We start from the raw sequence: 25664 nt of genomic DNA, 5'->3' as shown, positions 1-25664 counted from the left end.
CATTCCCTGCGTATCTTGTTGTAAATACCGAATAACGAGGATGGAATGTTCGACGAAACCCGGGGCGTACGCAAGAAAATCGCAGTCATAGGCGCAGGCATTTCAGGTCTCTCCGCAGCTTATTACCTTTCCGAAGACAACGATATAACCTTGTTCGAGGCTGAGCCCCGACTGGGCGGCCACGCCCGCACGGTGATGGCCGGAAAGAACGGAGATCAGCCGGTAGATACCGGTTTCATCGTCTTCAACTATGTCACATACCCCTATTTGACCCGGCTGTTTGATGAGCTGAACGTGCCGGTCACCAAAAGTGAGATGAGCTTTGGTGCAACTATCGACAATGGCCGCATTGAATATGGGTTGAACAATCTGCGCACTTTGACCGCGCAGAAGCGCAACCTCGCGCGTCCAGCCTATTACAAGATGATCGCCGACATCCTGCGGTTTGGCAAAGAGGCCCCCGAAGCCGCGCAGGACGACGACACCACGATCGGTGAGCTTGTGGATCAACTGCGTCTCGGCCACTGGTTCCGGCACAATTATCTGATGCCGATGTGCGGCGCGATATGGTCAACTCCGGTCGAGTTCGTCGATCAGTTCCCAGCCCGCTCGCTGGTGCAGTTCTTCCGCAATCACGCGCTGCTGGCCTCGGGCCGTGCCAATCAGCACCAGTGGTACACCGTGAAAGGCGGCAGCATCGAGTATGTCCGCCGGATCGAAACTGCGCTACGTGCGCGCGGTGCTGACATCAGACTGTCCGCACCCGTGCAGCGGATCGAGCGGCATGATCTGGGCGTCACCGTCCATGCAGGAGGTGAGGCCGCTCTGTTTGACGAAATCATACTGGCAACCCATTCCGATCAGTCCCTCGCCATTCTGGGTGATGCAGCGACCGAAGCGGAAAAAGCGGCGCTCGGCGCGATTAGATATCAACCGAACAAAGCTATCCTGCACTGTGATCCCCGCCAAATGCCCAGGCGGCGTGCTTGCTGGTCCAGTTGGACCTATCGATCGCAAAAGGGCAATGTTGGGGTCACATATTGGATGAATCGGCTTCAGAATATCCCCGATAGTGACCCGCTGTTTGTGACCCTGAACGCCGCCTCAGAGATTCCCGCGGACAAAATCTATGACGAGGTCGAGTTCGCCCATCCGGTTTTCGACAAAGCCGCCCTGCGCGCGCAAGGGCAAATCCGCGAGATGCAGGGACAGAACCGAACCTGGTTTGCCGGGGCGTATAACCGGCATGGTTTCCACGAAGACGGGATTGCCAGCGCAATGCATGTTGTCGAGCGCCTCACCGCAATCCCGCAGAGCATCGGAGCTGACAATGGTATCCCTGAAACGGACCTCGCTGTTTCGGCCAGCATATAGAACCTGTTGCGCTGCGCTGCTGTCACTGGCGCTGATGGTCCCCGGCGGACTGGCGGCTTCGCCTTTGTCGGATGCAATCAAAGACCCTAAGCTGCGCGGCACCGGGACATTCCGTTTTCTGGGGCTGCCGCTCTATGACGCCAAGCTTTACACGCCCGACGGTGCCGCATTCAGCTGGAACGAGAATTTCGGACTGCAACTGACCTATCGAAAAAACCTGAAACAAAAAGCGCTGGTCGAGTCGACCCTGGAAGAGATGGCCCGACAAGGCAATTCTGCGCCGACGGAAGCCCAATTGCAGGGCTGTTTTCAGGCGGTCAGCAAAGGCGATAGCTATCTGGCCATCGCGCAAGGCCCCAACAGCGTCAGCTTCTGGCGCAACGGAAGCAAAACCTGCACCCTGACAAATCCGGGTATCACACGCAGCTTCATGTCAATTTTTCTGGGTAACAATACACGATCCGCCTCGTTCACACAGCAGTTGAAGGGGCAGTGATGCTGTACCCGCGTGTCAGCCTCTATGCGCTGATGCTTGCTGCAGCAGGTATCCCGCTCTACATCCACCTGCCGCGCTTTGCAGCCGTGAATCTCGGTATCGGGCTGGGGGTCATTGGCACCATTCTGCTGGTCATTCGGCTGGTCGATCTGGTGCAAGATCCACTGATTGGCTGGGCCATTGATCGCTGGCCCGGTGGGCAAATGTTGTTTGCCGCCGCCTCTGCGCTGGGTCTGGCGATTGGATTCCCATTGCTGTTTGGTTTGCCAGAAGGGGCAAGTATCGCCGCATTAGTGTCTATTCTGATCCTGTTATTCTCGGCCTACAGCCTCGGGACCATCTTGCTTTATGGCCGCAGCGCCACGCTGGCGAAACAGGCTAGCGCGAAGGAACTGATGACACTAGCCGCCTTCCGCGAAGGCGGACAACTGACCGGAGTTATCATAGCAGCCGCAGCACCCGCTGTGTTCGTGGCGCTTGGCGCAGCCGCGCAAGGGTATCCGGCCTTTGGAATGTTTCTCGGGCTTCTGAGCGTTGTGACTCTGGCTGTTACTCTGCCAATGTGGCGACGCACGCCGATCACCGGTCAAGGGCTGTCCTTTGCAGGCCTAGGACAGGCTGGGGCTTTACGTCTGCTTGCCCTTGCGTTGGTCAACAGCCTGCCCGTCGCCATCACCTCGACCCTGTTTCTGTTTTTTGTTGAAGATCGGCTGCAACTGCCAGGCAAAGCGGGGCCATTGCTGATCCTGTTCTTCCTCAGCGCCGGGCTCAGCGTTCCGTTCTGGGCCAGGCTCAGCAACCGAATTGGCCCGAAACAGACTCTAATGATCGCCATGCCGCTGGCCATTCTCGGCTTTGTCGGGGCCGCTCTTCTAGCCCCTGGGAATCTCGTCGGTTTCGCCATCATATGCCTCGCATCCGGCGCGGCGCTTGGGGCGGACATGGTTGTCCTGCCAGCAATGTTCTCGGTCGTTCTGACCCGGGCCGGGCTGAACGCATCTGCTGCGTTCGGCATCTGGTCCTTCGCAGGCAAGCTGGGTCTAGCTCTGGCCGCCTTTTTCACACTGCCGCTACTGGAACGCAGCGGCTTTACACCTGGACAGGCCAATTCTGCCGAGGCTTTGAATACACTCACCCTCGCCTATGCGGTGCTGCCCTGCATCTTGAAACTCGGAGCGTTTGGCATGGTCCTGACCCTCCCGACAGAGGTCTCTGCCAAATGAAAACGCTCCTGATCTGTCTGCTTGCGATTTTTGCGCTGTTTGCTGTGAAGAACCGGTTCCTCAGTTTCCGCTCGCAATCACCCTCCGACTACAGCGGAACCGGACCTGAGTTTTCACTCAAAAAGAACCTGAATGGCGAAATCCTGTCCGAAGGATTGATCTATGGCCCCAACGGCAAGATGTCGAACAGCTTTGTCGCACGCATGGTGGGCGAATGGGACGGCAATACCGGTACGCTGTCCGAGTATTTCACCTATTCCAACGGCAAACAGATGACCCGCAAATGGCATCTGACGTTGGGCACGGGCAACACTTTCACCGCAACAGCGGACGATATTGTCGGCGAGGGCAAAGGCGTGATTTCGGGCTCAACCGTCAAGCTAACCTATCGCATCATCCTGCCCGAGGACGCGGGCGGGCATACACTGGATGTGACCGACTGGATGTATCTGACGGAGAACGGTGTAATCATGAACCGGTCCGAGATGCGAAAATTCGGGATCAAGGTGGCCGAGCTGGTCGCCACGATGCGCCCTGCGCCTGAAGTGAAATCCGCCCATCTGCATGGCGCAAACGGCCACGATACAGACTCTGAACTGAGGGTTTTGCAATGATCGCCCGCCGTACCCTTATTGCAGGGGTCGCGATCGCGGGGTTGGCCACTCTCGCCGCATGCTCGGCCAAACCGCGTATACCAAAAACGTTTCTGTCAGATCGTCAACTGAACCTTGAAGAGTTCTTCGAAGGTAGGACTGTCGCTTATGGTCAGTTTCAGGATGTACTAGGTAATGTCCCGCGTCGCTTCCAGGTCGATATTGACGGCACATGGGACGGAGAGACTCTGACGCTTGTCGAAGATTTCGTCTATGACGATGGTGCGACCGAACAACGGATCTGGACCCTGACCAAGACCGGCGATGACACTTGGACCGGCACCGCTCCCGGTGTGCTGGGCACAGCCAGTGGGGTCGAAAGGGGCGATACGTTTAACTGGAAGTACAAAATCGACCTGCCCGTCAAAGACGGCACCATGCGTGTCAATTTCGATGACTGGATGTGGTTGTTGTCGGATGACCGGTTATTGAACCGAGCCTATGTTTCGCGTTTTGGCGTAAGGCTGGGTGAAATCATATTGTACTTCGAGAAGAAGTAGTCACCCCGCCAGCACAGCCAGCGGGGCAAAAAAGTATCAGACGGTTCCGCCCAGACTGCCTTCAAGCTCGACCATCTCCTGACCACCGGCCATCAGGTCCTGCAGCTCTTCCGGGGTGATCTGGCCACGCTGCGCCGTACCCAGCGTCTGCCCGCGATTGAGAACCGTGAACCTGTCACCAACCGCCAGTGCATGGCGGACGTTGTGAGTAATGAAGACCACCGCGATCCCCTGCTTGCGCACCTTGTCGATGGTCGCCAGAACGTTGGCTGTTTGGCGCACCCCAAGGGCCGAGGTCGGTTCATCCAAGATCAGAACCTTCGCCCCGAAATGCACCGCCCGCGCGATGGCGACGGTCTGGCGTTCACCACCTGACAGCGTGCCCACCGCCTGATCAGGGCCGCGCAGGTTTATCCCCATTTTCTTCATCTCTTCCATCGTGACCTTGTTGGCATAGTCATGATCAAAAAAGTGAAGAGGTCCGACCTTCTTTACCGGCTCATTGCCCATGAAGAAGTTGCGCGAGACCGACATCAACGGGATCATGGCCAGATGCTGGTGCACGGTTGCGATCCCGGCCTCGATGGCATCACGCGGGTCGGCGAAATGCATGGGGTGGCCTTCGAACAGAATCTCTCCGTGCGTAGGCTGGTGCACGCCCGACATAGTTTTGATGAAGGTCGACTTGCCCGCACCGTTGTCGCCGAGAAGGCAGTGGCATTCACCGGGGAACACGTCCACCGAGACACCCGCCAGCGCGATCACGCTGCCGAAGTGCTTTTCGATGTTTTTCATCTGGATGATGGGTTCATGTTCGGGATTCATATCAACGCTCTCCCGTGATGATGCGGCGAATATAGGTGTTGAGGATCACAGCCCCCAGCAGGATCACCCCAAGGAAGACCCGGAACAGCGAGCTTTCGACACCGGCAAAGAACAACCCCTGTTGCACCACGCCAAAGATCAACGCGCCCAGCGCCGCGCCCAGTACCGAGCCGTATCCTCCGGTCAGAAGCGCGCCGCCGATGACCACGGCGATGATCGCCTCGAACTCTTTCAGCAGACCCCGGTCAGCACCAGCCGATCCGAACTCCATCACCTGACAGACCGCAAAGACGGTGGCGCAGAAGGCCGTGAACATAAACATCAGAATCTTGACCCGGTTCACAGGCACACCCGAGTTGCGTGCCGCCTCAGCATCCCCGCCCGAGGCGAAGATCCAGTTGCCGAACCGCGTTTTGGTCAGCAGCACATGACCAAAGATGATCAGTGCGATCGCCCAGACGATCAGCATTGGAATACCATCCACAACCGGCTGACCGGCGCGGGTGCCACGCTCGAATACGGCGATGATCCCGGCATCCCCGAGCCATTGGAACAATCCCTGCAAAATTTTACCACCAAAGATCGGCGCCAGCCAATCGCCTTCGGCTGCGTCTTTCACACCGCCGATAATAGTTTTGCGCTCGATCACCTGCGGCAGGAAGATGGTAAAGCCGCGCAAGATGAACAGAAAGGCCAGCGTTACGATAAAGCTGGGCAAACCAGTCCGGATCACGATCCAACCATTCAGCGCGCCGATTGCCACCGCCATTGCAAACGTGACGAGAATTGCCATCCAGACCGGCCACGCGAGCGTGACCGAAAAAATTGCGATCATCATGCCCGAAAAGCCGATCATCGACCCGACTGACAGGTCAAACTCACCCGCGATCATCAGAAGGCAGGCACCCACGGCGATGATCATGAACTGCGCCGAGACAACCGACCAGTTCATCATGCCCTGTGCGTTGAACATGCCGCTGTCAAAAGCGAACAAAAGAAAGAAGGTGAAGACGGCAACGGTGCCAACCATCCCGCCAAGTTCAGGCCGGATCAAGGCCTTGCGCAGCGGCGATATTTCTTTAATCCGTTCGTCGGTTACAGCCGTGTTTTGAGCAGACTCGCTCATTAGAACGCCCCTCCGAGTTAAGCAGTGATTTTGCGTCAGATAGTTGTTGGCGGGCGCCGCTTTGGCGGGGCGCCCGCGCTGTAAGAATCAGCGGTACTCGCCAGCAAATTCTTCGATCTTGGTCAGACCATCAGCAGTTACGAAGCCGGGACCCGAATTGATGTTGTTGCCCGGCAAAACGCCATAGCGGTGGTAGTTGGTCATCACAACAACCGGCAGGTAAGCCTGCAGGAAGGGCTGCTGATCAATTCCCCACTGGATCACGCCAGACTTGATGCCTTTGACAATCTCACCACCCAGATCGAAGGTGCCGAAATAGATGTCACCGGCCATACCATTTTCTTCCAGCGCCAGAATTGTCGGATCAGCCGAGGTTGGACCCAGTGTCAGAACCGCATCAGTATCCGGGTTCGCCGACAGATAGGCCAGCACGCGGTTCTTGATCTCGGCTGGGTCCTGGCCGGCGTCGATCATCTGATCCCCCAGTTCAATGCCCAAGCCGTCTGCAAAGCCCTGACAACGTTCCTGGCTTGAGGGCTGAACGATATAGTGGTTCACACAAAGGAACGAGCCGATGCCGTCACCCTTGGCGCGCTGGCCTGCAGCAAATCCGGCATCATATTCGGGCTGACCCACATACATCAGGGCACCAACTTCCCGGGCCTGATCCGGCGTACCAGTGTTCATGATGATCACATCAACGCCCGCATCGACCGCCGATTTGATCGGTCCGCTCAGCACATCATAATCCGCCAACGTGGTAATGATCCCGTTCGGGCCCGAAGCAGCCGCCTGATCGATAATCCGCGCCATATCGGCAAGGTCGCCAGTGGGCGGATTGCGGTATTCGACTTCGACACCCATCTGGTCGCCTGCCAGCGCGATGCCGTTCTTGATCGTGTTCCACCAGCTATCGCTGTCTGGCGCGTGGCTGACCAGAATGTACTTCTCACCTTCCGCCGCAGCGCCCGTGGCTGCGATCAGAGGCGTCGCAGCTACCGCCGCCGCCAGCGCCAACTTCTTCGTCAGTGAAGTCATGATGTCCTCCCAAAACTCATGTTATCGCGGATTGAGGCAGTCCTTCGCACCTCTCCGACTCGAGTTAGAGCATATCTGTCAAAATTTTGCAACCGGTTGCAAACGGTGTCAGATGTGTTTCATACTGTATCTGCCAAAGAATACAGGTAAAAGGACTGCCACTAAACGCAGGAAGGTCAGACGGATCATGGCTGTCACATTGAAAGAGGTTGCAGAACGCGCCGGCGTTTCACGTTCGGCGGTGTCGCGCACTTTCACCGATGGGGCCTCGGTATCCGACAAGATGCGCCGAAAAGTCGAGAAGGCCGCGCGTGAGCTGGGATACAGCCCAAATGCACTGGCTTCATCTCTGACCACAGGCCGAACTAAGCTGATCGGGCTGGTCTCGAACAACTTCCACAACCCGATTTTTCTTGAAGTTTTCGACCTCTTTACCCGGGGGCTGCAGGACCGAGGCCTGCGCCCGTTGCTGGTGAATCTGACCGACGAGGTTGAACCCGAAAATTCGGTACGAATGCTGCGCCAATATTCGGTCGATGGCGTTGTCGTAGCGTCGTCGACCTTGCCGCCCGGGTTCGCAAAAGCGTTTCGGGATGCTGGCGTACCAGTGGTGCACAGCTTTGGCCGGTCATCCTCTTCACCGCAGGTTCATGTGGTCGGGATCGACAATGTGGAATGCGGACGCATGGCGGCCCGCGAGCTGGTCGCGCGTGGTTATACGAAAGTAGCCTTTCTCGGCGGGCCCGAGGCGGCGACCTCGACTCAGGATCGCCATGCGGGATTCATGTCAGAGATGGCCCGGCATCCTAGCATTGATGTGACCTGCTCGTTTGCTGAGGCTTACTCATTCGATGCAGGTCGTCAGGAAATGCTACGCTTGCTGCAATCTGAGCGGGCTGATGCATATTTCTGCGGCGATGACGTGTTGTCCATCGGGGTGTTATCCGCAATTCTGGATAGTGGCCTAAAGGTGCCCGAAGACATCGGCATCATCGGCCTGAACGACATGGAAATGGCACGGTGGGAGAATATTGATCTCACCACCATCCATCAGCCGATCCGGCAAATCGTGAGTTCCTCGATCGAGCTAATGGTGGCAACCCTGAACGAACCCGACCGATATCCGGAGGCGCGGATATTCCCATGTTCGGTGGTGGAACGGGGCACATTGCGCCCCGTATCTGAGAGTTAACGAAACATCGGTGGCCGGGCATCCATCCACGCGCTGCCCTGTTTCGCCGACTCGACCGCTGTATGCACAGCCGCCATCGACCGCATGCCGTCTGCCGCATTGGGCAAGCCGTCGCGGGTTTCCCCGGCAATAGCATCTGCGAGATCGCAATAGATATTCGCAACCGCCAACGGGAACCCTTCGGGATGCGCAATCGCCACCCGGCTGAGTCGTTGCGCGTCTTCATGCAGCCCGCCTTCGCCTTTTTCTATGATCTGCAGGCGACCACCAACAGGCGTGTAGATAAGCTGGTTCGGCTGCTCCGACGCCCATCGAAGACCGCCGGTTTCTCCGAACACCTGAATGTCGAACCCGTGCTGCCGACCGATGGCGACCGAAGAGGTCCACAACCGGCCAACAGCGCCTTTTGTCGTGCGGAAGTTGACCATGGCATCATCTTCAAGTTCACGGCTGCCAATGGTTGAAGCAAAATCTGCAGACAGGGTCTCAACCTCATCATCCGCAATGAATCCGGCCATGTGCATCGCGTGGATACCGCAATCAGCGAACTGCCCGGAAACACCCGCCATCGCAGGATCATAGCGCCAGCGCACGCGTGGATTGTCAGCATCAGTGGCGTCTCCGTGATGGCCGTGACTGAAATTGGTAACGACCAGACGGATTTTGCCGATCTCACCTGCGCGCACCATCGCGCGAGCCTGACGCACCATCGGATAAGCCGAGTAACAGTAGTTTACCGCGCAAATCTTCCCTGATTTCTCGGCGACTTTGACAATCTCTTCGCCCTCTTCCACCGTCATGGTCATGGGCTTTTCGCACAGCACGTTGAACCCGGCCTCAAGGTACGCTTTGGTGATCTCGAAATGCGTCGCATTTGGAGTGGCTACAGTGACCAGATCAATCCGATCCTCGCGCCCGCGCTCACCTTCCAGCATCTCGGTCCAGTCGCCGTAGGCTCGGTCTGCCGCGATACCCAATCGTTGGGCGTATTCGCGACCAATGTCAGGCCTGTGATCCAGCGCTCCGGCGGTGAATTGGAAATGCCCGTCCGCCAGCGCCCCCAACCGGTGCGCCGGTCCGATCTGGCTACCTTCGCCGCCTCCGATCATGCCCCATTTCAGCTTGGTCATGGTCTGGACCTCCTTAACTGAAACCAATTGATTCAAGGTATTCACGATTCTTCCGCGCGTCCCCTACAGGATCAGGGTCGAGCGTTGGGTCGCAATCCTGCTCGACCGTGCACCATCCTGTGAAACCAGCGTCCAGCAGCACCTGGCGAACGGTCGGAAAGTCCACGTCGCCGTCGCCCAGATTGCAGAAAATCCCCTGCCCGCAAGCATCATAGAAGCCCGTCCGATTGGCAATTACATCCGCTTTCACTGTCGGAGAGATATCCTTGAAGTGCATGTACGAGATCCGATCAACGTAGCGCTTCATGAAGCCGACCGGATCGAACCCGGCATAAGAGTGATGCCCCGTATCGAAGCAAATTTTCAAAAGGCTTTCATCGACCTCGTCCAGCAAACGGATAAGTTCAGGTTCAAAGTCCATGAAGCCCGCAGCATGAGCGTGCATCCCAACGGTCAGCCCGTATTCCTCGGACCCGATCCGCGCGCTTTCAGAAAGGCGATCCCGGAACGCCGTCCACTCGGCCTTGTCCATCTGCTCAGCCTCATCGGCGCGACCAGCGGTTGGCGCGCGGCGGGGTGAGATCGCATCGATCAGCACCATATGCTGCGCCCCATGCGCTTTCAATGCGCGAGCGGTGCGGTGGGTGGCGTCCAGCACGTCTTCCCACGCGTCGGGGTCGTGATAGTTGCGGAACACAACGCCGCCGATCAGTTCAAGATCATGCTCGGCCAGCGCATCGGCCAGCACCGCAGGGTCTTCGGGCATGAAACCCACCGGGCCGAGTTCGATACCCTTATACCCGGCCACAGCGCATTCGCTGAGAACTGTTTTCCAATGCGGATTGCGCGGGTCCTGCGCAAATTCCACGCCCCAGGAACAGGGCGCATTGCCAATTCTGATGCTCATCTTGTCTTGTCTCCGATGCTCAGAAATCTTCGATATTTTTCCAGCTTTCATCCGCTGACGATGCCAATGCCGCAGCGACGACCCGGTTGACCTCATGCCCGTCGTGGAAGGTCGGCCAAACCGGTTTACCTGTCTCGATTGCACGCAAAAAATCGCGTGCTTCGATGATTATCTGGTCCTGATAGCCCGTGCCATGGCCAGGGCCCTGACAGAACGGCTCATAGTCCGGGTGTGCGGGGCCGGTCAGGATCTTACGAAAGCCACGCTCAGCTTCGGGACCCTCCATACGGTAGAGCCACAAAACGTTCTGGTCTTCCTGATCAAAGCGGATCGCACCCTTGGTGCCACTGATCTCATAGGCATAGCCCATCTTGCGCCCCGTCGCGATTCGACTGATATAGATCGATCCCATTGCTCCGTTCGCGAACCGCACCATCATCTGAGCGTGGTCGTCATTGTCAACTTCGCCACCCGGGCGGCTATTGTGCACGGTTTCGACCTCGGCCATCACGCGTGAAATCGGGCCGATCAAAGCCAGTGCGGCATTGATCATATGAGGCGCAAGATCACCCATCGTTCCGTTCGACATTCCTGTTGTACGCCAGGTTGCCGGGGCTTGAGGGTGCGCGTAGAAATCTTCGGTATGCTCACCCCGAAACCATGTGATGTCGCCGATCTCTCCTTCGGCTATCAGAGCGCGAGCGTATTGGCTGGCCGGGGTGCGGATATAGTTGAAACCAACCATGTTGGCCAAGCCCGAGGCCTCGGCCGCTGCTAACATCGCCGCACCATCCTCCAGCGACGCGCCCAAAGGCTTTTCACACAGCACAGGTTTGCCCAGCGCAAACGCTGCCTGAGTGATCTCGCGATGTGTTTCCGGAGGCGTGGCGATCACAACGGCCTCTACCTTCGGGTCGTTCACCAACACACGCCAGTCATTCGTCGAGCGCGCGAATCCATAGGCCTGACGATACCGCTCAGCGCTTTCCGGTGACGAGGCGCACACCATCTCTAACCGTGGTCGCAAGGCCGTGTTGAACACCGCCCCAACCGAGGACATGGCGACCGCATGGGCCTTGCCCATATATCCGCCGCCTAGAATGCCAATGCCGATCTCTGCCATTCCGACGTCCTCCCTCGCTTTTTCTTGAAAACCATTTGCAACCGGTTGCAAAACTTGTATCGTGAGAATAGGACTCTCGCAAGCTGCATTCGGCACTGCATCATAATTTTCCTAAAGGAGCCCGCAGACATGTCCGCGCAACACGACACTGTTTACCTGACAACGGCGCAGGCGATCATTCGCTGGCTGTCGAACCAGTTCATCGAGATCGATGGTCAGGAATATCGCCTATGTGGCGGGGGCTTCGGGATTTTTGGTCATGGCAATGTGACCTGCCTGGGCGAGGCACTGAATACTGTCCGGGATGAGCTGCCGTTGTATCGCGGACAGAATGAACAGAGCATGGGATTCGCCGCCGCAGGCTATGCCAAGCAGTGGCTGCGTCAGCGATTCATGTTCTGCACCGCTAGCGCAGGCCCCGGCACTGCGAATCTGTTGACTGCTGCTGGACTGGCCCATGCGAACCGGCTGCCAATGCTGATGTTGTGCGGGGACACGTTCATCACCCGCTTACCGGATCCGGTTCTGCAGCAGATGGAGAACTACTATGACCCGACGTTTGGTGTGAATGACGCCTTCAAACCGGTCAGCCGCTATTGGGATCGCATCACGCATCCGGCACAGGTCATTCAATCTCTGCCCGCCGCTATAGCGACAATGCTGGACCCGGGCGATTGCGGGCCGGCGTTCCTCGGGTTGCCACAGGATGTGCAGGGTTGGACCTATGATTACCCGGTGAAGTTCTTTGAGAAAAAAGTGCATCGCATTCGTCGCCAATCTCCCGATGCGGATGAAATCGCCGATGCCGCTACCGCGTTGGCAAGCGCGAAACGCCCGATGATCATCGCGGGTGGGGGCGTGCAGTATTCCAAAGCCGTGACCGAGCTGACCGAATTCGCCGAAAAGCTTCAGATCCCGGTCGTCGAAACCATCGCGGGCCGCGCCAATATGCTGGCGACCCACCCGCTGAACATTGGCCCGATCGGCGTCACTGGATCGGACAGTGCCAACGCAATTGCGGAGCAAGCCGATGTGATCATCGCTGTTGGCACGCGGCTGCAGGATTTTACCACCGGATCGTGGACCGCCTTTGCCAAAGACGCTCAGTTCATCTCGATCAATGCTGCGCGGCATGATGCGGGTAAGCACATGTCCTTACCAGTTGTTGGGGATGCCAAGCTTTCAATTCAGGCTCTAACACAGGCAATTGACTACACGGCTGCATCCGATTGGGTTTCACTTGCGCAAGACGAGCGCCGCAATTGGGATGCTTACGTGGCTGAGAATGTGTCTTACGGGAACCGTCCAAATTCCTATGCTCAGGCCATCGGCGTTGTGAACGAACTCTGTGACTCGCGTGACCGCGTGGTCGCCGCTGCCGGAGGTCTGCCCGCTGAAGTCACCGCCAACTGGCGCACGCTGGATATTGGCACCGTTGATGTTGAGTTCGGATTCTCCTGCATGGGCTATGAGATCGCAGGCGCTTGGGGGGCGCGCATTGCCCAATCTGAGCGTGAGCCGGATAAGGACACGATTACGTTTTGCGGTGATGGCTCATATCTGATGCTGAACTCGGACATCTATTCCTCGGTTCTGAGCCGCAAAAAGATGATTGTTCTGGTGCTGGACAATGGCGGTTTTGCAGTCATCAACAAGCTGCAGAACAACACAGGCAACGAAAGCTTCAACAACCTGCTGGAAGACTGCCCCACCATCCCCGAAGCCTTTGGCGTTGATTTCGCGGCCCACGCGGCCTCGATGGGGGCCACCAGCGAAAAGGTCGCGAACCCGGCAGAACTGGCCGAAGCGTTCAAGCGCGCCAAGGCCAGCGACAAGACTTATGTGATTGTGATGGACGTGGGCGCCTATGAAGGCTGGACCACTGAAGGCCATGCATGGTGGGAGGTTGGAACACCCCACACTTCGGCTGACGAGAGGGTTCGTGATGCTCATGTCGAATGGGAATCGACCCGCGAAAAACAACGCAAGGGCATCTGATGAAACGGTTCAAGGCAGAAACGGCTGACCCAGACGTCATTGTGGATGAATTGCTGAACGGTGATGGAGTCGTCGCAATCTCGGGCCTTTTCACCCCTGAAGAGATCGCCGAGGCACGTGCCATCGTCATGGCCGAATCCGAAACAGCGGCCGAGAAAGTGACCCATTTCCAAGGCGCTGCGGAAGAGGATGGCAAACTGAACCTGCAGCGGCGGGTCTGGAATCTGTTGGCTAAGGGCGACGTGTTTTCACGCATGGCTGCGCATCCGGTTCTGATGAAGATCCTCCGCAAGTTTCTGGGGACCGAGTTCATCATGGGCTCGATCGCTGCTAATCGCATCCTGCCGGGCGGGCCGGGGCAGGAGCCGCATGTCGACTATCCCTATTGGGACTTTCACAGCCCCGAAACGCATCCCGTCGGTCTGAATGGATCATTTCCGATGAATGCACAGGTCTCGGTTTTGCTGGACCCGTTCACCAAGGAAAGCGGCGCGACCGGCTATGTACCCGGATCGCAGAAAGAGCTGCGTTATCCCACGCCCGAAGACAAGTTCTATGACAAATGCGAGCAGATGACCGGTGAGCCTGGTGATGTTGCTCTGTTCTATGGCGTAACGTGGCATTGCGCGATGCCGAACAAAGCGGATCACGACCGCAGCGCGATCCTGATCCAGTATCTGCCCAAATGGGTTAAACCGATGGAAGATATGCCCGCTGCGCTACCGCAGGATTTCCTTGCTCAGGTAAGTCCCGATCTGCGGCAGTTGCTGGGCCTGAATTATCCCTACCCCGAGGTGCTGGATACCGCGCGGGCAGGCAATACCGAGGGGCGCACGTGACTCTGATTGAAGGTATAAAAGGTAACCGCTTTGCCGTGTTCGGCAGGGCCGGAATGGACATGTTTGCGGATCCGGTCGGAACCAAAAGCGAAGACGCACAGTTGTTTCGCGCCGATCTGGGCGGATCAAGCGCCAATATCTGCGCCGGACTGGTGAAGCTGGGATCGCAAGCGGCGCTGGTCACCTCGGTCTCGGATGATGCCGTGGGGCGGTTCTGTGTGAACCGGCTGCGGGACTATGGCGTTGAAACGAGATATGTCCGAGCTGTGGGTGGCGAGGCGCGTACGTCCTTGGCTGTCTACGAAAGTTGCATTGAAGACTTTCAGAATGTCATCTACCGCAACGGCGCCGCTGATTTCCAGGTAACCGAGGCGGATATGGATGAGGTCGACTACAGCGCCTTCTCAGCCCTGATCACGGCGGGCACGGTGTTTGCTGCGGAACCCTCACGCTCGGCCACCTTCCGCGCATTTGAAAATGCGCGCGCCTCAGGTCTGCCGGTGATCTTCGACATCGATTACCGCCCCTATAGTTGGCCATCACCCGAAGTCGCCTCAGAGGTTCTGACCCGCGCAGGGAATGAAAGCGATCTGATCGTAGGCAATGATGAAGAGTTCGGCTTTATGGCGGGCGGCATCGAAAAAGGTTTAGACAAGGCCCGCGAATTGGCGGCCAACGGCAAGATGGTGATCTACAAGATGGGCCATGAGGGGGCCATTACGCTGGCAGACGGGCAAGAGGTCCGCACCGGCATCTACCCGGTTACCGCCGTGAAGCCCAACGGCGCAGGCGACAGCTTCCTGGCCGGACTGCTGGCCTCGATCGCTGCGGGGCATGACCTGCGCGATGCGGTGCTGCGCGGTTCGGCCTGCGCGTCGATCGTCGTGTCGAAACCCGGCTGCGCCGGGGCCATGCCGACGACGCCCGAACTTGACGAATTTCTGGCCCAACACCCGGGCTCCACGGATACCTGAAAGGAGACGCAGATGCATATTGCGCCCCATGACAACCAGAACAAACCTATCGTCGATGCCGACCATGATCTGGTGCCGCTAAACTATTTCAACATCGTCAAACTGAAAAAGGGCGAGGTGTTCGAATATGCCGTACCGGGCTATGAGACCTGCATCGTGCCCGCCACCGGTACCGTGGATGTCGATGTGGACGGCGCGATCTATACCAACCTTGGCAACCGCGCCATCGACGTCTGGGATGGCGAGCCCGAGGGCGTATACGTTCCCGTCGGCGCCAAGGTTCGAATAACCTGCATGACGGATGAAACCGAAACCTTCATCGCGGGCGCAAAATTCGACCGTGTGCTTGAACCCTTTGATGTCCGCGTACCCGAACTGGATCTGGTGCAGTATGGATCGGACGACACCAAAACCCATCGAAAAATCAAACACATTCTGGGCGCGAACCATCACGACAAGGTCGGCCGCTTGCTGGTGTCTGAACTTTATACCGTGGGTCAGGGCGGCTGGTCCGGCTTTCCCAGCCACAAACATGACACCGACCGCAAAAGCGACGATGGCGAAATGATCGAAACCCGCCATGACGAAACCTATAATTTCCGCTTCCGGCCCAACTATGGTTCTGGCGTCCAGATGCTGCAGCGCGAAGACAACAAGCCGGGTGATGCCTATCACATCATGGATGGCTCGACGATCCTGCTGGACAAGGGCTATCACCCCTGCGCAGTTTTGCCGGGGTATGAAATGTACTATTTCACCATCCTCGGCGGGCTCAGTCAGCGCTCGCTGAAGCAGTATTTCCAACCGACCCATGCAGCCCAGCTGCATACGATCCCGGGCATTATGGACATGGTGGCCAAGTTCAAATGAGCCTTGTGACATTATCGGACGTGCTGCAACCCGCGCTGCGCGACGGCTATGCCGTGGCCGGGTTGGTGACGCTGGGCTGGGAGGATATGCGTGCCTACGTGGCCGCTGCCGAAGCCGAAGGCGTACCGATCATCCTGCAAGCCGGCCCATCATGCCGCGAACACACGCCGCTGCCGGTTCTGGGCAAGATGTTCCGCCATCTGGCCGAAGGGGCCAGTGTGCCTGTCGTGGCCCATCTGGACCATGGCTACACCCATGACGAATGCCACATCGCCATCGACAGCGGCTTCACCTCGGTCATGTTTGACGGATCGCGCAAGCCTTTGGAACAGAATATCGCCGAGACCGCTGCAATTGCCGAGATGGCCCATGCCGCTGGTGTCTCCTGCGAGGGGGAAATCGGTTTTGTCGGCTATTCGGGCGGTGAAGGTTCGGACGGAACCGACCCGGAGGAAGCCGCGCAATTCGCCCGAGAGACCGGCGTGGATGCAATGGCGATCTCGGTCGGCAACGTCCATTTGCAACAGAACAAAGAGGGCGGTCTGGACGAGGCCCGTATCCGCGCCATCGAAGCCGTGACCGATATACCTCTGGTAATCCATGGCGGCTCGGGCGTGCCGGTTGCGCAACGTGCTGCGCTGGCGCGCGGATCGAAAATCTGCAAATTTAACATCGGGACCGAGCTGCGAATGGCCTTTGGGAATGCCCTGCGAACGGCCGTGAATGCCGATCCGGACAGGTTCGACCGCGTTCAAATACTGAAAGATACACATGAACCGGTGGTCGAGGCGACGCGCCGAGTACTGAAAGCGTTCAAAGGGGCATGACATGCTGAATATCGGGCTATTGGGATGCGGGCGGATCGGTCAGGTTCATGCGCGCTCGATCGGGCAGATTGATGGCGCACGGGTGAGCGCAGTGGCGGACGCATTCACAGAACCGGCTCAGATGCTGGCCGACAAAACTGGCGCACAGATCCTGTCGGCGGACGAACTGATCGAAAGCAAAGATGTCGATGCTGTCGTCATCGGTACTCCGACCGACACCCATTACGATCTGATCCATAAAGCGGCGAATGCCGGCAAAGCGATCTTCTGCGAAAAGCCGGTGGACATGTCCGCTGACCGCATCCGCGACTGCATCAAGGTGGTCGAAGCCACCGGCGTGCCCTTCATGACGGCCTTCAACCGCCGCTTTGATCCGAGCTTTGCCAATATTCAATCCCGCATCGCCGAAGGTGAGATCGGCGCGGTCGAAATTGTCACCATTCTGTCCCGCGACCCCTCGCCGCCACCGATCAGCTATATCGAAAGCTCGGGTGGGTTGTTCCGCGATATGATGATCCATGACTTGGATATGGCACGTTTCTTGCTGGGCGAAGAACCTATCAGCGTTTACGCTGTTGGATCATCGCTCGTCGATCCCGAGATCGGCAAAGCCGGAGACGTCGACACCGCAGCCGTAACCCTGACGACAGCCAGTGGTAAGATTTGCCAGATCTCCAACTCGCGCCGCGCCAGCTATGGCTATGATCAGCGCATCGAGGTGCATGGCGAGAAGGGCATGTTGCGGGCCGAAAACATGTTGGAGAATGCGGTTGAGGTCGCGACTCCGTCGGGTTTCCGCAAAGCCCCCGCCCGGCATTTCTTTCTTGAACGCTACGAAGGCGCCTATGAAGCCGAGATGGCCCATTTCACTGACGCTGTGTCCGGATCAGGACAACTTGCACCAGGTATCATCGATGGGCTGCGGGCTCAGTTGCTGGCCGATGCGGCGGATGCGTCCTTGAAGCAGGGCACCGTTATCAACCTCGATTGAGGTTTTTGGGAAATCATCGAGGTTCAAGGTACGACGCGCCAAACTCGTACCCCCTCAAGAAATCATCAGACATCTTCTAGGCGCGCCGTATCGTTTTGGTATCTGGGCGAGATGTCCGGAATGTGTCTGAAAGATTAATTTTCCCAACTACGGGGAACCCCCAATATACGGGCCTACAAGCATCGCATAACCTGAGTTCAACGGACCACTTTCACTGATCCGTGTATCCCCTTCAGAGGGGTTGGCTCGACCCCCTCGCCAACCCCTCTGCTAGGTGGAATGTGAGGCGACGCTTTCAATCTAATACCGCCACCGCGAGATTTGGACGAAGCGGGCTTGTTTTCGGGCCTTAGACCTGTTCACTTTGGGTGACGACGGCGTCAACGATGAACGAAAAAGAAGTGCATGGTGTTTCTTTAATTTTTTAGTTTCAATGTCTTACTACAAAACCACCGACACCCCGAGAGAACAGTTGTCACGAGCGCGACAACATGCGCTTAAAGGCCCTACAACTTTGCGGTGCTACATTAGATCGCTGAAACAAGCGCATTCACGGCTCCGGCAAAACCAGCCACTGCCACAACACTTGCCAAAATGACGCAAAGGATTTCCAACGCACTGAGTTTCATATCGGCCCCCACCGGAATGCTGCACCCGGCATAGAGCAAGTCTTGAAAGGCGAAAAGTGAGCTTATGTTTACATTGCGGAAACTTGCTATCTAGGCAGCGCTTACTTGCTCAGATACCGCTCTCAGGACGTTAGTTGGGGTCGTTCTGATGGCATTTCTATCTTGACCTGTTGCACCTCTGCATCGCCGATTGCACATCATTCGGCGCGCAACGATCAATGGAAAGATACCTGAAACTGCGCCCATAGAATCTAATGGCGCTGTCGAGGTACACCATAACTACACCCAGATGCGCGATACAAAAGGTTTGAACGCGCATTGTATCAACGCCACCGAAAATGCGCTTCATTCATTGGACGATCAGAAGACTGCTCGTGGGGCGGCATATCGAACTAGGTAACCCCCTCAAATCCAGTTGGAAAAACTAGAAAGTGCTAAAAATAAATACATGCCGCCCACTGTGGCAGGATGGCATTATGGCAAAAATGTGTCCACGGCTAAATTCGAAACTCTTAGTTCGTGAATTGGAAACAAGATGTTTCGGAAAGATTCTCGGGACCACTGAGAACCCTGCACTTCGAAGGTGCTCAGTGATGAGAGTTTGAATTCGAAAGATAACACTGTGACGTCACTCTCTCCACCTATGAAGAAGGCTCGATAAGCGGACCATCGCTGCTTGGTGTCCTTCTCAGCAGAAACTACGATACCTCTCATTGGATGAGGGATAGCCTCATCAAGCTTCAACCGAACAGCACGGCCAACACTGGATGGGCACTTCCCGAGCTACTGAACTGACACTTTAAACTGGAATGCATCTTGCTTCCCCATCTGTGCCCATCGCGCATCCTTCGTTCCAGAGAACGGGTCAAGTCATCAAACCTTGGGAGCAAAATTTGTTCTAAACAAAAACGGGGGAGTTCTAGGTTAGTTCAATATACTTCAACTGATAAGCATCCATTTTGACGAAATAAAGTACAATGCTTCAATTGGTAGAAATCCAAAGAACTAATTCAATTGTAACACGACCCTTGGGTTTTTCCGTTGTGTTGTCATAGAGAAAGATGAATTAGCAGCGCTTGAAGTCTTGGTACGTGTTGATGCAATAATTGAAGCCAATGACAAGATGTCAAGAAACGCCTTTTGTCGATATTCAAGTGGCATTCGCTCTTTGACCTCTTAATGTGCATCCTTATCTCGCGCTGCGACGGTGCGTTTCTTTCTTATTCACCGGAATCAAGCACTTATGAAGTAATGCGGAAGCTTTCCCTCTTTAACATCTACCAATGACCGGAAAGTATCAGTTCATATCACCCACCACTAAATTTATTTATTTATATCTGGCACTTAACAAATACCTGCGTTCGCAATTGCAAATGTCGAGCGCGTTTAATGTCGACGAGTTACTGAGATTAGTGTACTACTGACCCTAACTGTGGGGTTATTTTTATTAAAACAATCGATCAGGGTGTCGAATTTTAGGCATTAGAAACGTTTAATATATTTACTTTGAGGTCAAGATATGGGGTAGACCAGACAAAGTTTTCCAAGACTAAAACACCCGAAGCCCGCCTAATGGCCATCGTGTTCATTGATGCATGTGGGTACTCGTTAGCGGTTCGCGAAACTGAAATGCGAACCCTATCCACTATTCGCGCGGATCTGAATTTAGCCAGTGAAGTAGTGGTCGCACTTGGAGGTGAAGTCACGGGTATTGCTGGTGATGGTTTTTGCGCGACATTTAGAAGTGTTTCAGTCGCGGTAGAAGCCTCGTTGAGGGTACAGGAAACTCTTTCCGAACAAGTCGGAAACTATGATCGCGGATTCAGGATCGGTGTACATGTTGGTGATACATTTGAAATAGACCGCCAAATCATAGGGAATACCGTAAACACCGCGGCCCGTATCGAAAGTGCTGGATCGGCCGGTGATGTCCTGGTCTCCAGTGCGGTCCGAAATTCGCTTCGGGGTGGAAACGACTTTCGGTTTGTCTCCATCGGCTACCCAACACTAAAAAATCTGGGAAACTCTCTCGAGTTATTCAAGGTGATCAGAGTTTCGGACCAAGGGTCGCTGACAAAGGCCCGTCTCGAATTGATTGGGTATCCGAAGTATTGGGGCTCCCAAAACACTTTGCTGGACCTAAGCAACGAGCAGACAATGCTTCTCTCGCTCTTAGCTTGCTCTCAAGGTGTTTTTTCAGCGCATCGGGCTGGCGAAATTATTTGGGAGGACCAGTCTACTTCTGAAAGGTCTGATTTATTGGAGCGGCTCGTTGACGCCACCAATGAACACACGGGTTTGGCAACCCTAATCAGTGTAGTTCGCGACAAAGATCTCATTTGCCTCAATCAACAAGAATTGGAAATAGACGTAACGGAGCCAGCAGCAGAACTATCGAATAATAGGCTGTTGGAGGGTTTCAATTGCCGCAATGCTGCTTTCATGGATTGGCTCCAGCATCAACGGTCTGCGGTTCGATGCATCAACCAAGATGGTGCTAATCTAGTAAGCAAAACCGATCTCACAACTCAGCCAACGCCTAATGCGTCATGGGTAGAAACTACGAGAACAAATTTCGTAATTGGCCTTCTAGCCTCAGATGTGGGAGCGGGATCGGAAAAAGCCTCTTTCGTAGCAAATATCGTCGCAGAGCAGCTATCAAAATCTCTTTCGGAAACCGAGGCCCTGATTGTTCAGGACTATCGCACCCCGAACGTGCCCGGGCCATACAACTCCAGCCCCAGCCACGGTGTTGGTCCCGACTTGTTTCTTCAGTGCAGAGCGTCAGCCTGCGAAAGCATGCTTCAAGTTTCTGTCACTGCAATGCGCCCCGAGGACCGGAAAGTTATTTGGAATCAGAATGTGGTGGCTGATCAGGGCGACTTTCTTGGGCTCTCAACCTCCAGCGTTGCAGCTTTTGTAAGCTACGCTACCGATGCGCTCCTCACGGCATTGGTGAATGGGCGTCATATGCGAGACCCCGCTGCCCATCATGCTGCAAAGACGGCGATCTCAGCAGTCCATCACTTGCTAACAATGTCTGGACCCGGTTTGGACCATTTGCAGGCAGACATATTGGCGGCCTACGAAATCGACCCCAAACCTGTTTACTTGGCCTGGCTAGCATATTTTACGACGTTCCAAATCGGCGAACGTTACGGAACGTGGGACATTGAGCTTGAAGAAAGAGCACGAGAGCTAGCGAGGCGAGCAGTCGAAGCTGACGCAGATAACGGGACCGTTTTAGGGCTTGTCGCTCACGTCTATTCCTACGTGTTCCGCGAGTTTTCGATTGCTCAGGACCTTTCTGACAGAGCCCTGGAGCTGAGCCCATATCGTGCAATGTGTTGGGATTCTGCTGCGATGCTCTACTGCTATACCGATCGTCCGAGGCTTGCAGTGGAGGCGGCGAACAAAGCTAGGGTTATCGGACGGCACAGCCCTTATCGTCATCTATTCGACGGCGCAAGCTGCGTAGCATCGTTGGTAAATGGCGACTTCGAACAGGCCGTCAAATTTGGCGAAAACGTGATGGCGGTACAACCACAGTTTAAAGCAGTTATGCGCTATCTGGCGGCATCTTACGGTCACTTGGGCGATCACACCAAAGGTGAGAAAGCGTTACATCGACTTGTCGAATTGGAGCCAGACATGTCTCTCACAAGTATTCGAGAAGACTGGTTTCCGGTTCCAACCCGCTTCAGCGCAAAACTTATGGAGGATGGTCTGAGCCGTATCGGGCTGCCAAAACAAATTTAGTATTTCGATCAAGGGAGGGGGATTCATTGAATTACGTTAGTTTTCTCAACAACTTCGGTATGCTCGTTCGGCGTGGGGAATTGATTTCGTGTAAAGTTTTAAAGCTGGCGAACTTGGGCGCAGCGAACAATCCTGAGCGAAATAGGGATGAACTTGTATCGCTAATCTATGACGAACAGCAGCAAACATTCTGGGCGTACATCAATGCGATTCGTGAGATCAAGGACGACATAATTGATGATCCAACACTTGAAAAATTGAATTTGTTTTTTGATGAGATGACTCTGGTAGATCGTCTTCAGCGGAACGAACAAGTAGCTAATTCGGTTGCCACAGAAATTGGAAGCCGGTCTGCACTCGGAGCCGCTGTAATTGCGATGGGTCAGTCTTCATCCTTTGCCCTGAACCGCAACAGAAATAGAAACCGCAATAGAAACAGGAATCGAAATAGAAACAGAAATAGGAATCGAAATAGAAACAGAAACCGCACTGAGTTCGATTTCGGTGGGAGCGATGCCTCATTTGGTTGGCGCGAAATGCGTGATCTCTGTAAAATTGGCATTCCTATTGATACAAGTATTCTCGGGAAAATCTGGGAGAATATTGATCTTCTACCACCTCCAGGACCCGATGAAAGCCTGAACGAAACCACTCATCTGCTGGAGCTTCAGGAGCAACTGAAACAGCCAGATCAAGTGCGCCGTCGCGACGAAATTGTTGCACAAGCGCAGTTCGGAATTGACGATTACCTGACCCCTTTAGGGATTGACGAGCAGGGCGGATTTGATGCGACGAAGGCCTTGATGGTCATCCTGCTGGAAATCACCAACGAGATCGGCCTTACTTACAAGAATAGGTTCAGCCGACCTCGACCAAACATCGTGCAGCCGCTTATCCGTCCTTACATCCCCGTACCATATCACGCTGCATATCCATCCAACCATTCTTATCAATCATTCGCGATTGCAGAGCTGTTCTCTCGGCTGGTTCCAGAGCATCCGGGAACGATAGCGCTTTTCCATCGCGCCCAGCGTATTGCCGAGAACCGAGAATGGGCAGGTCTACACTACCCAAGTGATACAGCTGCAGGACGAAGTCTCGCAAAGAAAACAGTGGTTTATCTAACAGAAGCTCTCGATGAACTGATGGATGAAGCCCAAGACGAATGGCTGGGATAGCTACAAAGGGGAGGTGAGCCAATGCCTGTTGGCGATGAGTTATATAAACGTTACTACTATCTTTGGCATCTGGTGGCGATCAATGCGATTTCCGTACCAACTGGCACCTCATCTGGTGAGGTTTGCCCGACGATAACTGGTGTCGAATGGGATTTTGCAGGACGGGATGTAAAAATTGGCCTCATTGATATGGGGGTGGCCCGGCATCATCCAAACTTAGAAGCGCCAGAGGCCCCCCTTCCCCCTCCAGATCAAGTTATTTGGAATGATGCAATTGATCTAGCGAGCCACCCGTATGGAGCAAAGTACGAGGAGTTATCGGCATATCCTGCAGCAAACAGACACCGCGAGCTGCCAGAACAACATTTGACCGGAATCAGCGCTTTGGTCATACCTGGTCTCGACCCCGAAGAAACCGAGATAATTAACAGAATTAGTAACGGTTTTGGCGTCAAGCGTTACGTCGATGCCTATGATGATCGGTATGCCGCTCACGGGACTGGATGTGCCGGCCTGACGAGCGGTACCAGTTATGAATTGGATCAGTTCGGCAATGCGGGTAATATTGCCCCTTACTTTGGCGTAGACCCGCTAAGCAAAGTAGTTCCTATCACAACTTCAATATCTCCTAGCCCTGAAGAACTGATAGCGGCCTTTCTTTATGCAGAAGCGAAAGGTGTGGATGTCATTCTATTTCCGCGCGATGCCGCTGACCCTTCGTATTGGCCCGGCTATCCAACCTCTTTTGACGATGATGAAGAGACCCGCCTTCACAAAAGCAAGGCGGGAGAAGTTCATGAAGATATATTGGATATCCAAAAATCCTGGGCTCTACTTGAGAAAGTCATAGAATGGGTAAGCAAGCAGACGCCTGTTGTATGCGCCGCAGGTAATGAGGGCAGGAGTGAACTGATTTACCCGGCTAGTTTGTCATCCAATCCCGCAAACGGTGTCATTTCAGTAGGCGCCGTCAATTACAACGGCTACCGATCGGGTTATTCCAACTACTCGGGTGATCTGACCGTAGTCGCACCTTCAGATGACGGAGAAGTATATAACCGATACCAAATCCGATTGGACCGTCGCGCTGCTTCAGCAGGCGACTTCTGGGTAGAGAACGTGCACAAAAAGCGCGAACCACCTTATGATGATATCCCTGAAATTTTATTTGCCTCACAACGGTTGCTTTCCTTGGATGTTCCAGGACCGCGGGGCTACGTGGAAGGAACATTCGCTGGCCCCGTGAAGAAACGAGAAAGTGCGCGCGACGATCCTTCGGGATTATATGCTGAATTTGGGGGCACATCGGGTGCTGCTGCCTTGGTCGCCGGAGCAATCGCGATGATGCAGCGCAAGTCGACTTCAAAGGTGTCAGGTGTTGACGTCAAGAACATTTTCGAAGGTTTTTCGGCTGATACCAATAAACTAAATCTAGACCACTGGTATTGGTTAGATGCAGGGTCATCTTTGCAGCCAGATGCCATGAACTCATATACTACACCGAGCACTGATGAGCTTTTTGGGCAGGCAGGACTATTGGACGTCGCAAAACTACTTTTACAGGTTTGAACAAACTAGGACGTGTGATTGGTTGATACCGCTCCTTTCAAGGCATTTTGCCGCAAAGGAGATTGAATATGGGAATGAAGCGCACGGATTGATTCGTCTCTGCTGCGAGACGGATCAAGCTGATCATAGGGCTTTCACGCCAACAGACTGCGTTTGAACTCGGCATTGGCCTTAAGCGATCGGAACGCTTGGTGAAGAATACCAATATCGCGCCATTAATGGGTTGGGATCAGAAGCACGTAGAGCGATAGATTCAGGGTCATCCCTATTCTCCCATTCTTCCTCACGCGTCGATTTAAGGGCGTGGCGCTATAAAGTGCTTGATCGTTAAGCAATTGATCGGGGTGATCAATTGTAGTCTGCGCGGGCTGCTCTGGGATTTTCTAAAGTTGGTTGCGGGAGCAGGATTTGAACCTGCGACCTTCAGGTTATGAGCCTGACGA

At 55.1% G+C, this 25664-nt stretch carries 21 protein-coding genes; 15 read left to right on the top strand and 6 right to left on the bottom strand.

From position 1 onward, the window contains the following. The first annotated feature begins 45 nt into the window (after window positions 1–45). From ACR0MP_RS17815 to ACR0MP_RS17795, 5 genes are read left to right on the top strand one after another with little or no spacing between them, the layout of a single operon-like run. Complete coding sequence (locus tag ACR0MP_RS17815; protein ID WP_480887509.1) at window positions 46–1374, top strand: NAD(P)/FAD-dependent oxidoreductase; 1329 nt, start codon at window positions 46–48, stop codon at window positions 1372–1374. Beyond that, entirely contained in the window at window positions 1331–1870 is a 540-nt protein-coding gene (locus ACR0MP_RS17810; protein ID WP_480887511.1) for a hypothetical protein, read from the top strand. Before ACR0MP_RS17815 ends, ACR0MP_RS17810 begins: the two co-directional genes overlap by 44 nt. After that, entirely contained in the window at window positions 1870–3093 is a 1224-nt protein-coding gene (locus tag ACR0MP_RS17805) for an MFS transporter (protein WP_170426002.1), read from the top strand. Before ACR0MP_RS17810 ends, ACR0MP_RS17805 begins: the two co-directional genes overlap by 1 nt. After that, entirely contained in the window at window positions 3090–3707 is a 618-nt protein-coding gene (locus tag ACR0MP_RS17800; protein ID WP_170408586.1) for a DUF3833 domain-containing protein, read from the top strand. Before ACR0MP_RS17805 ends, ACR0MP_RS17800 begins: the two co-directional genes overlap by 4 nt. Next, on the top strand, window positions 3704–4246 hold the full coding sequence (locus ACR0MP_RS17795; protein WP_480762702.1) for a DUF3833 domain-containing protein: 543 nt from the start codon (window positions 3704–3706) through the stop codon (window positions 4244–4246). Before ACR0MP_RS17800 ends, ACR0MP_RS17795 begins: the two co-directional genes overlap by 4 nt. Window positions 4247–4282: 36 nt before the next feature. Here ACR0MP_RS17795 and ACR0MP_RS17790 read toward each other — a convergent pair whose 3' ends face one another. From ACR0MP_RS17790 to ACR0MP_RS17780, 3 genes are all read right to left on the bottom strand, one after another. After that, window positions 4283–5071, bottom strand: coding sequence for an ATP-binding cassette domain-containing protein (locus ACR0MP_RS17790; RefSeq protein ID WP_170395006.1), 789 nt, complete (start codon window positions 5069–5071; stop codon window positions 4283–4285). 1 nt (window position 5072) lies between these two features. Next, on the bottom strand, window positions 5073–6197 hold the full coding sequence (locus ACR0MP_RS17785) for an ABC transporter permease (RefSeq protein WP_170408588.1): 1125 nt from the start codon (window positions 6195–6197) through the stop codon (window positions 5073–5075). An 87-nt stretch (window positions 6198–6284) separates the two neighbouring features. Next, window positions 6285–7235 carry a sugar ABC transporter substrate-binding protein gene (locus ACR0MP_RS17780; protein ID WP_170395010.1) on the bottom strand — a complete coding sequence of 317 codons (951 nt, stop codon included), beginning with the start codon at window positions 7233–7235 and terminating at the stop codon, window positions 6285–6287. Between the two features lie 187 nt (window positions 7236–7422). Between ACR0MP_RS17780 and ACR0MP_RS17775 the strand changes: the two genes are divergently transcribed. After that, window positions 7423–8427: a LacI family DNA-binding transcriptional regulator gene (locus tag ACR0MP_RS17775; protein WP_170395012.1), complete on the top strand. Its 1005-nt coding sequence runs from the start codon at window positions 7423–7425 to the stop codon at window positions 8425–8427. On the opposite strand, the gene ACR0MP_RS17770 is transcribed toward ACR0MP_RS17775, so the two are convergent. The 3 genes from ACR0MP_RS17770 to ACR0MP_RS17760 are packed head-to-tail and all read right to left on the bottom strand — an operon-like array spanning window position 8424 to window position 11587. Continuing rightward, window positions 8424–9557 (bottom strand): Gfo/Idh/MocA family protein, encoded by a 1134-nt coding sequence (locus ACR0MP_RS17770; protein ID WP_480887513.1) that lies wholly within the window; start codon window positions 9555–9557, stop codon window positions 8424–8426. The two genes, ACR0MP_RS17775 and ACR0MP_RS17770, sit on opposite strands and share 4 nt — an antisense overlap. Window positions 9558–9570: 13 nt before the next feature. Continuing rightward, window positions 9571–10464, bottom strand: coding sequence for a sugar phosphate isomerase/epimerase family protein (locus ACR0MP_RS17765; protein WP_170408590.1), 894 nt, complete (start codon window positions 10462–10464; stop codon window positions 9571–9573). Between the two features lie 19 nt (window positions 10465–10483). After that, window positions 10484–11587, bottom strand: a complete 1104-nt coding sequence (locus ACR0MP_RS17760; RefSeq protein WP_170408591.1) for a Gfo/Idh/MocA family protein — start codon at window positions 11585–11587, stop codon at window positions 10484–10486. Window positions 11588–11716: 129 nt separating this feature from the next. Between ACR0MP_RS17760 and iolD the strand changes: the two genes are divergently transcribed. The 9 genes from iolD to ACR0MP_RS17715 all read left to right on the top strand — a co-directional run bounded on the left by iolD (window position 11717) and on the right by ACR0MP_RS17715 (window position 25221). Further along, window positions 11717–13585: a 3D-(3,5/4)-trihydroxycyclohexane-1,2-dione acylhydrolase (decyclizing) gene (gene iolD / locus ACR0MP_RS17755; RefSeq protein ID WP_480887515.1), complete on the top strand. Its 1869-nt coding sequence runs from the start codon at window positions 11717–11719 to the stop codon at window positions 13583–13585. Then, window positions 13585–14424: a phytanoyl-CoA dioxygenase family protein gene (locus ACR0MP_RS17750; protein ID WP_480887517.1), complete on the top strand. Its 840-nt coding sequence runs from the start codon at window positions 13585–13587 to the stop codon at window positions 14422–14424. Before iolD ends, ACR0MP_RS17750 begins: the two co-directional genes overlap by 1 nt. Then, complete coding sequence (gene iolC / locus ACR0MP_RS17745) at window positions 14421–15398, top strand: 5-dehydro-2-deoxygluconokinase (RefSeq protein WP_170514224.1); 978 nt, start codon at window positions 14421–14423, stop codon at window positions 15396–15398. Before ACR0MP_RS17750 ends, iolC begins: the two co-directional genes overlap by 4 nt. A 12-nt stretch (window positions 15399–15410) precedes the next feature. Continuing rightward, window positions 15411–16268 carry a 5-deoxy-glucuronate isomerase gene (locus ACR0MP_RS17740; RefSeq protein ID WP_170408595.1) on the top strand — a complete coding sequence of 286 codons (858 nt, stop codon included), beginning with the start codon at window positions 15411–15413 and terminating at the stop codon, window positions 16266–16268. After that, window positions 16265–17095, top strand: coding sequence for a class II fructose-bisphosphate aldolase (locus ACR0MP_RS17735; RefSeq protein ID WP_170408596.1), 831 nt, complete (start codon window positions 16265–16267; stop codon window positions 17093–17095). Before ACR0MP_RS17740 ends, ACR0MP_RS17735 begins: the two co-directional genes overlap by 4 nt. Before the next feature lies 1 nt (window position 17096). Beyond that, a complete protein-coding gene (gene iolG, locus ACR0MP_RS17730) occupies window positions 17097–18086 on the top strand; it encodes an inositol 2-dehydrogenase (RefSeq protein WP_480887519.1) in 990 nt (329 codons plus the stop codon). A gap of 2201 nt (window positions 18087–20287) precedes the next feature. Then, complete coding sequence (locus tag ACR0MP_RS17725; protein ID WP_480887521.1) at window positions 20288–22474, top strand: adenylate/guanylate cyclase domain-containing protein; 2187 nt, start codon at window positions 20288–20290, stop codon at window positions 22472–22474. 26 nt (window positions 22475–22500) lie between these two features. Then, window positions 22501–23652: a phosphatase PAP2 family protein gene (locus ACR0MP_RS17720; RefSeq protein WP_170408598.1), complete on the top strand. Its 1152-nt coding sequence runs from the start codon at window positions 22501–22503 to the stop codon at window positions 23650–23652. Between the two features lie 21 nt (window positions 23653–23673). Beyond that, window positions 23674–25221, top strand: a complete 1548-nt coding sequence (locus ACR0MP_RS17715) for a S8 family serine peptidase (protein WP_480887524.1) — start codon at window positions 23674–23676, stop codon at window positions 25219–25221. Window positions 25222–25664: the final 443 nt, after the last annotated feature.

It is taken from the genome of Ruegeria sp. K3 (assembly GCF_056531845.1).
The sequence above is the reverse complement of the archived record's forward strand: the minus strand, read 5'-3'. Positions and strand labels throughout refer to the sequence as shown.

What these genes read in the sequence shown, in the direction of transcription:
- ACR0MP_RS17805 (WP_170426002.1), top strand. Translation starts at nt 1,870, where the DNA reads ATGCTGTACCCGCGTGTCAGCCTCTATGCGCTGATGCTTGCTGCAGCA.
- ACR0MP_RS17765 (WP_170408590.1), bottom strand. Translation starts at nt 10,464, where the DNA reads ATGAGCATCAGAATTGGCAATGCGCCCTGTTCCTGGGGCGTGGAATTT.
- iolD (WP_480887515.1), top strand. Translation starts at nt 11,717, where the DNA reads ATGTCCGCGCAACACGACACTGTTTACCTGACAACGGCGCAGGCGATC.
- ACR0MP_RS17810 (WP_480887511.1), top strand. Translation starts at nt 1,331, where the DNA reads ATGGTATCCCTGAAACGGACCTCGCTGTTTCGGCCAGCATATAGAACC.
- ACR0MP_RS17815 (WP_480887509.1), top strand. Translation starts at nt 46, where the DNA reads ATGTTCGACGAAACCCGGGGCGTACGCAAGAAAATCGCAGTCATAGGC.
- ACR0MP_RS17750 (WP_480887517.1), top strand. Translation starts at nt 13,585, where the DNA reads ATGAAACGGTTCAAGGCAGAAACGGCTGACCCAGACGTCATTGTGGAT.
- ACR0MP_RS17775 (WP_170395012.1), top strand. Translation starts at nt 7,423, where the DNA reads ATGGCTGTCACATTGAAAGAGGTTGCAGAACGCGCCGGCGTTTCACGT.
- ACR0MP_RS17780 (WP_170395010.1), bottom strand. Translation starts at nt 7,235, where the DNA reads ATGACTTCACTGACGAAGAAGTTGGCGCTGGCGGCGGCGGTAGCTGCG.
- ACR0MP_RS17735 (WP_170408596.1), top strand. Translation starts at nt 16,265, where the DNA reads ATGAGCCTTGTGACATTATCGGACGTGCTGCAACCCGCGCTGCGCGAC.
- ACR0MP_RS17800 (WP_170408586.1), top strand. Translation starts at nt 3,090, where the DNA reads ATGAAAACGCTCCTGATCTGTCTGCTTGCGATTTTTGCGCTGTTTGCT.
- ACR0MP_RS17760 (WP_170408591.1), bottom strand. Translation starts at nt 11,587, where the DNA reads ATGGCAGAGATCGGCATTGGCATTCTAGGCGGCGGATATATGGGCAAG.
- iolG (WP_480887519.1), top strand. Translation starts at nt 17,097, where the DNA reads ATGCTGAATATCGGGCTATTGGGATGCGGGCGGATCGGTCAGGTTCAT.
- ACR0MP_RS17715 (WP_480887524.1), top strand. Translation starts at nt 23,674, where the DNA reads ATGCCTGTTGGCGATGAGTTATATAAACGTTACTACTATCTTTGGCAT.
- ACR0MP_RS17740 (WP_170408595.1), top strand. Translation starts at nt 15,411, where the DNA reads ATGCATATTGCGCCCCATGACAACCAGAACAAACCTATCGTCGATGCC.
- ACR0MP_RS17790 (WP_170395006.1), bottom strand. Translation starts at nt 5,071, where the DNA reads ATGAATCCCGAACATGAACCCATCATCCAGATGAAAAACATCGAAAAG.
- ACR0MP_RS17725 (WP_480887521.1), top strand. Translation starts at nt 20,288, where the DNA reads ATGGCCATCGTGTTCATTGATGCATGTGGGTACTCGTTAGCGGTTCGC.
- ACR0MP_RS17795 (WP_480762702.1), top strand. Translation starts at nt 3,704, where the DNA reads ATGATCGCCCGCCGTACCCTTATTGCAGGGGTCGCGATCGCGGGGTTG.
- ACR0MP_RS17770 (WP_480887513.1), bottom strand. Translation starts at nt 9,557, where the DNA reads ATGACCAAGCTGAAATGGGGCATGATCGGAGGCGGCGAAGGTAGCCAG.
- ACR0MP_RS17785 (WP_170408588.1), bottom strand. Translation starts at nt 6,197, where the DNA reads ATGAGCGAGTCTGCTCAAAACACGGCTGTAACCGACGAACGGATTAAA.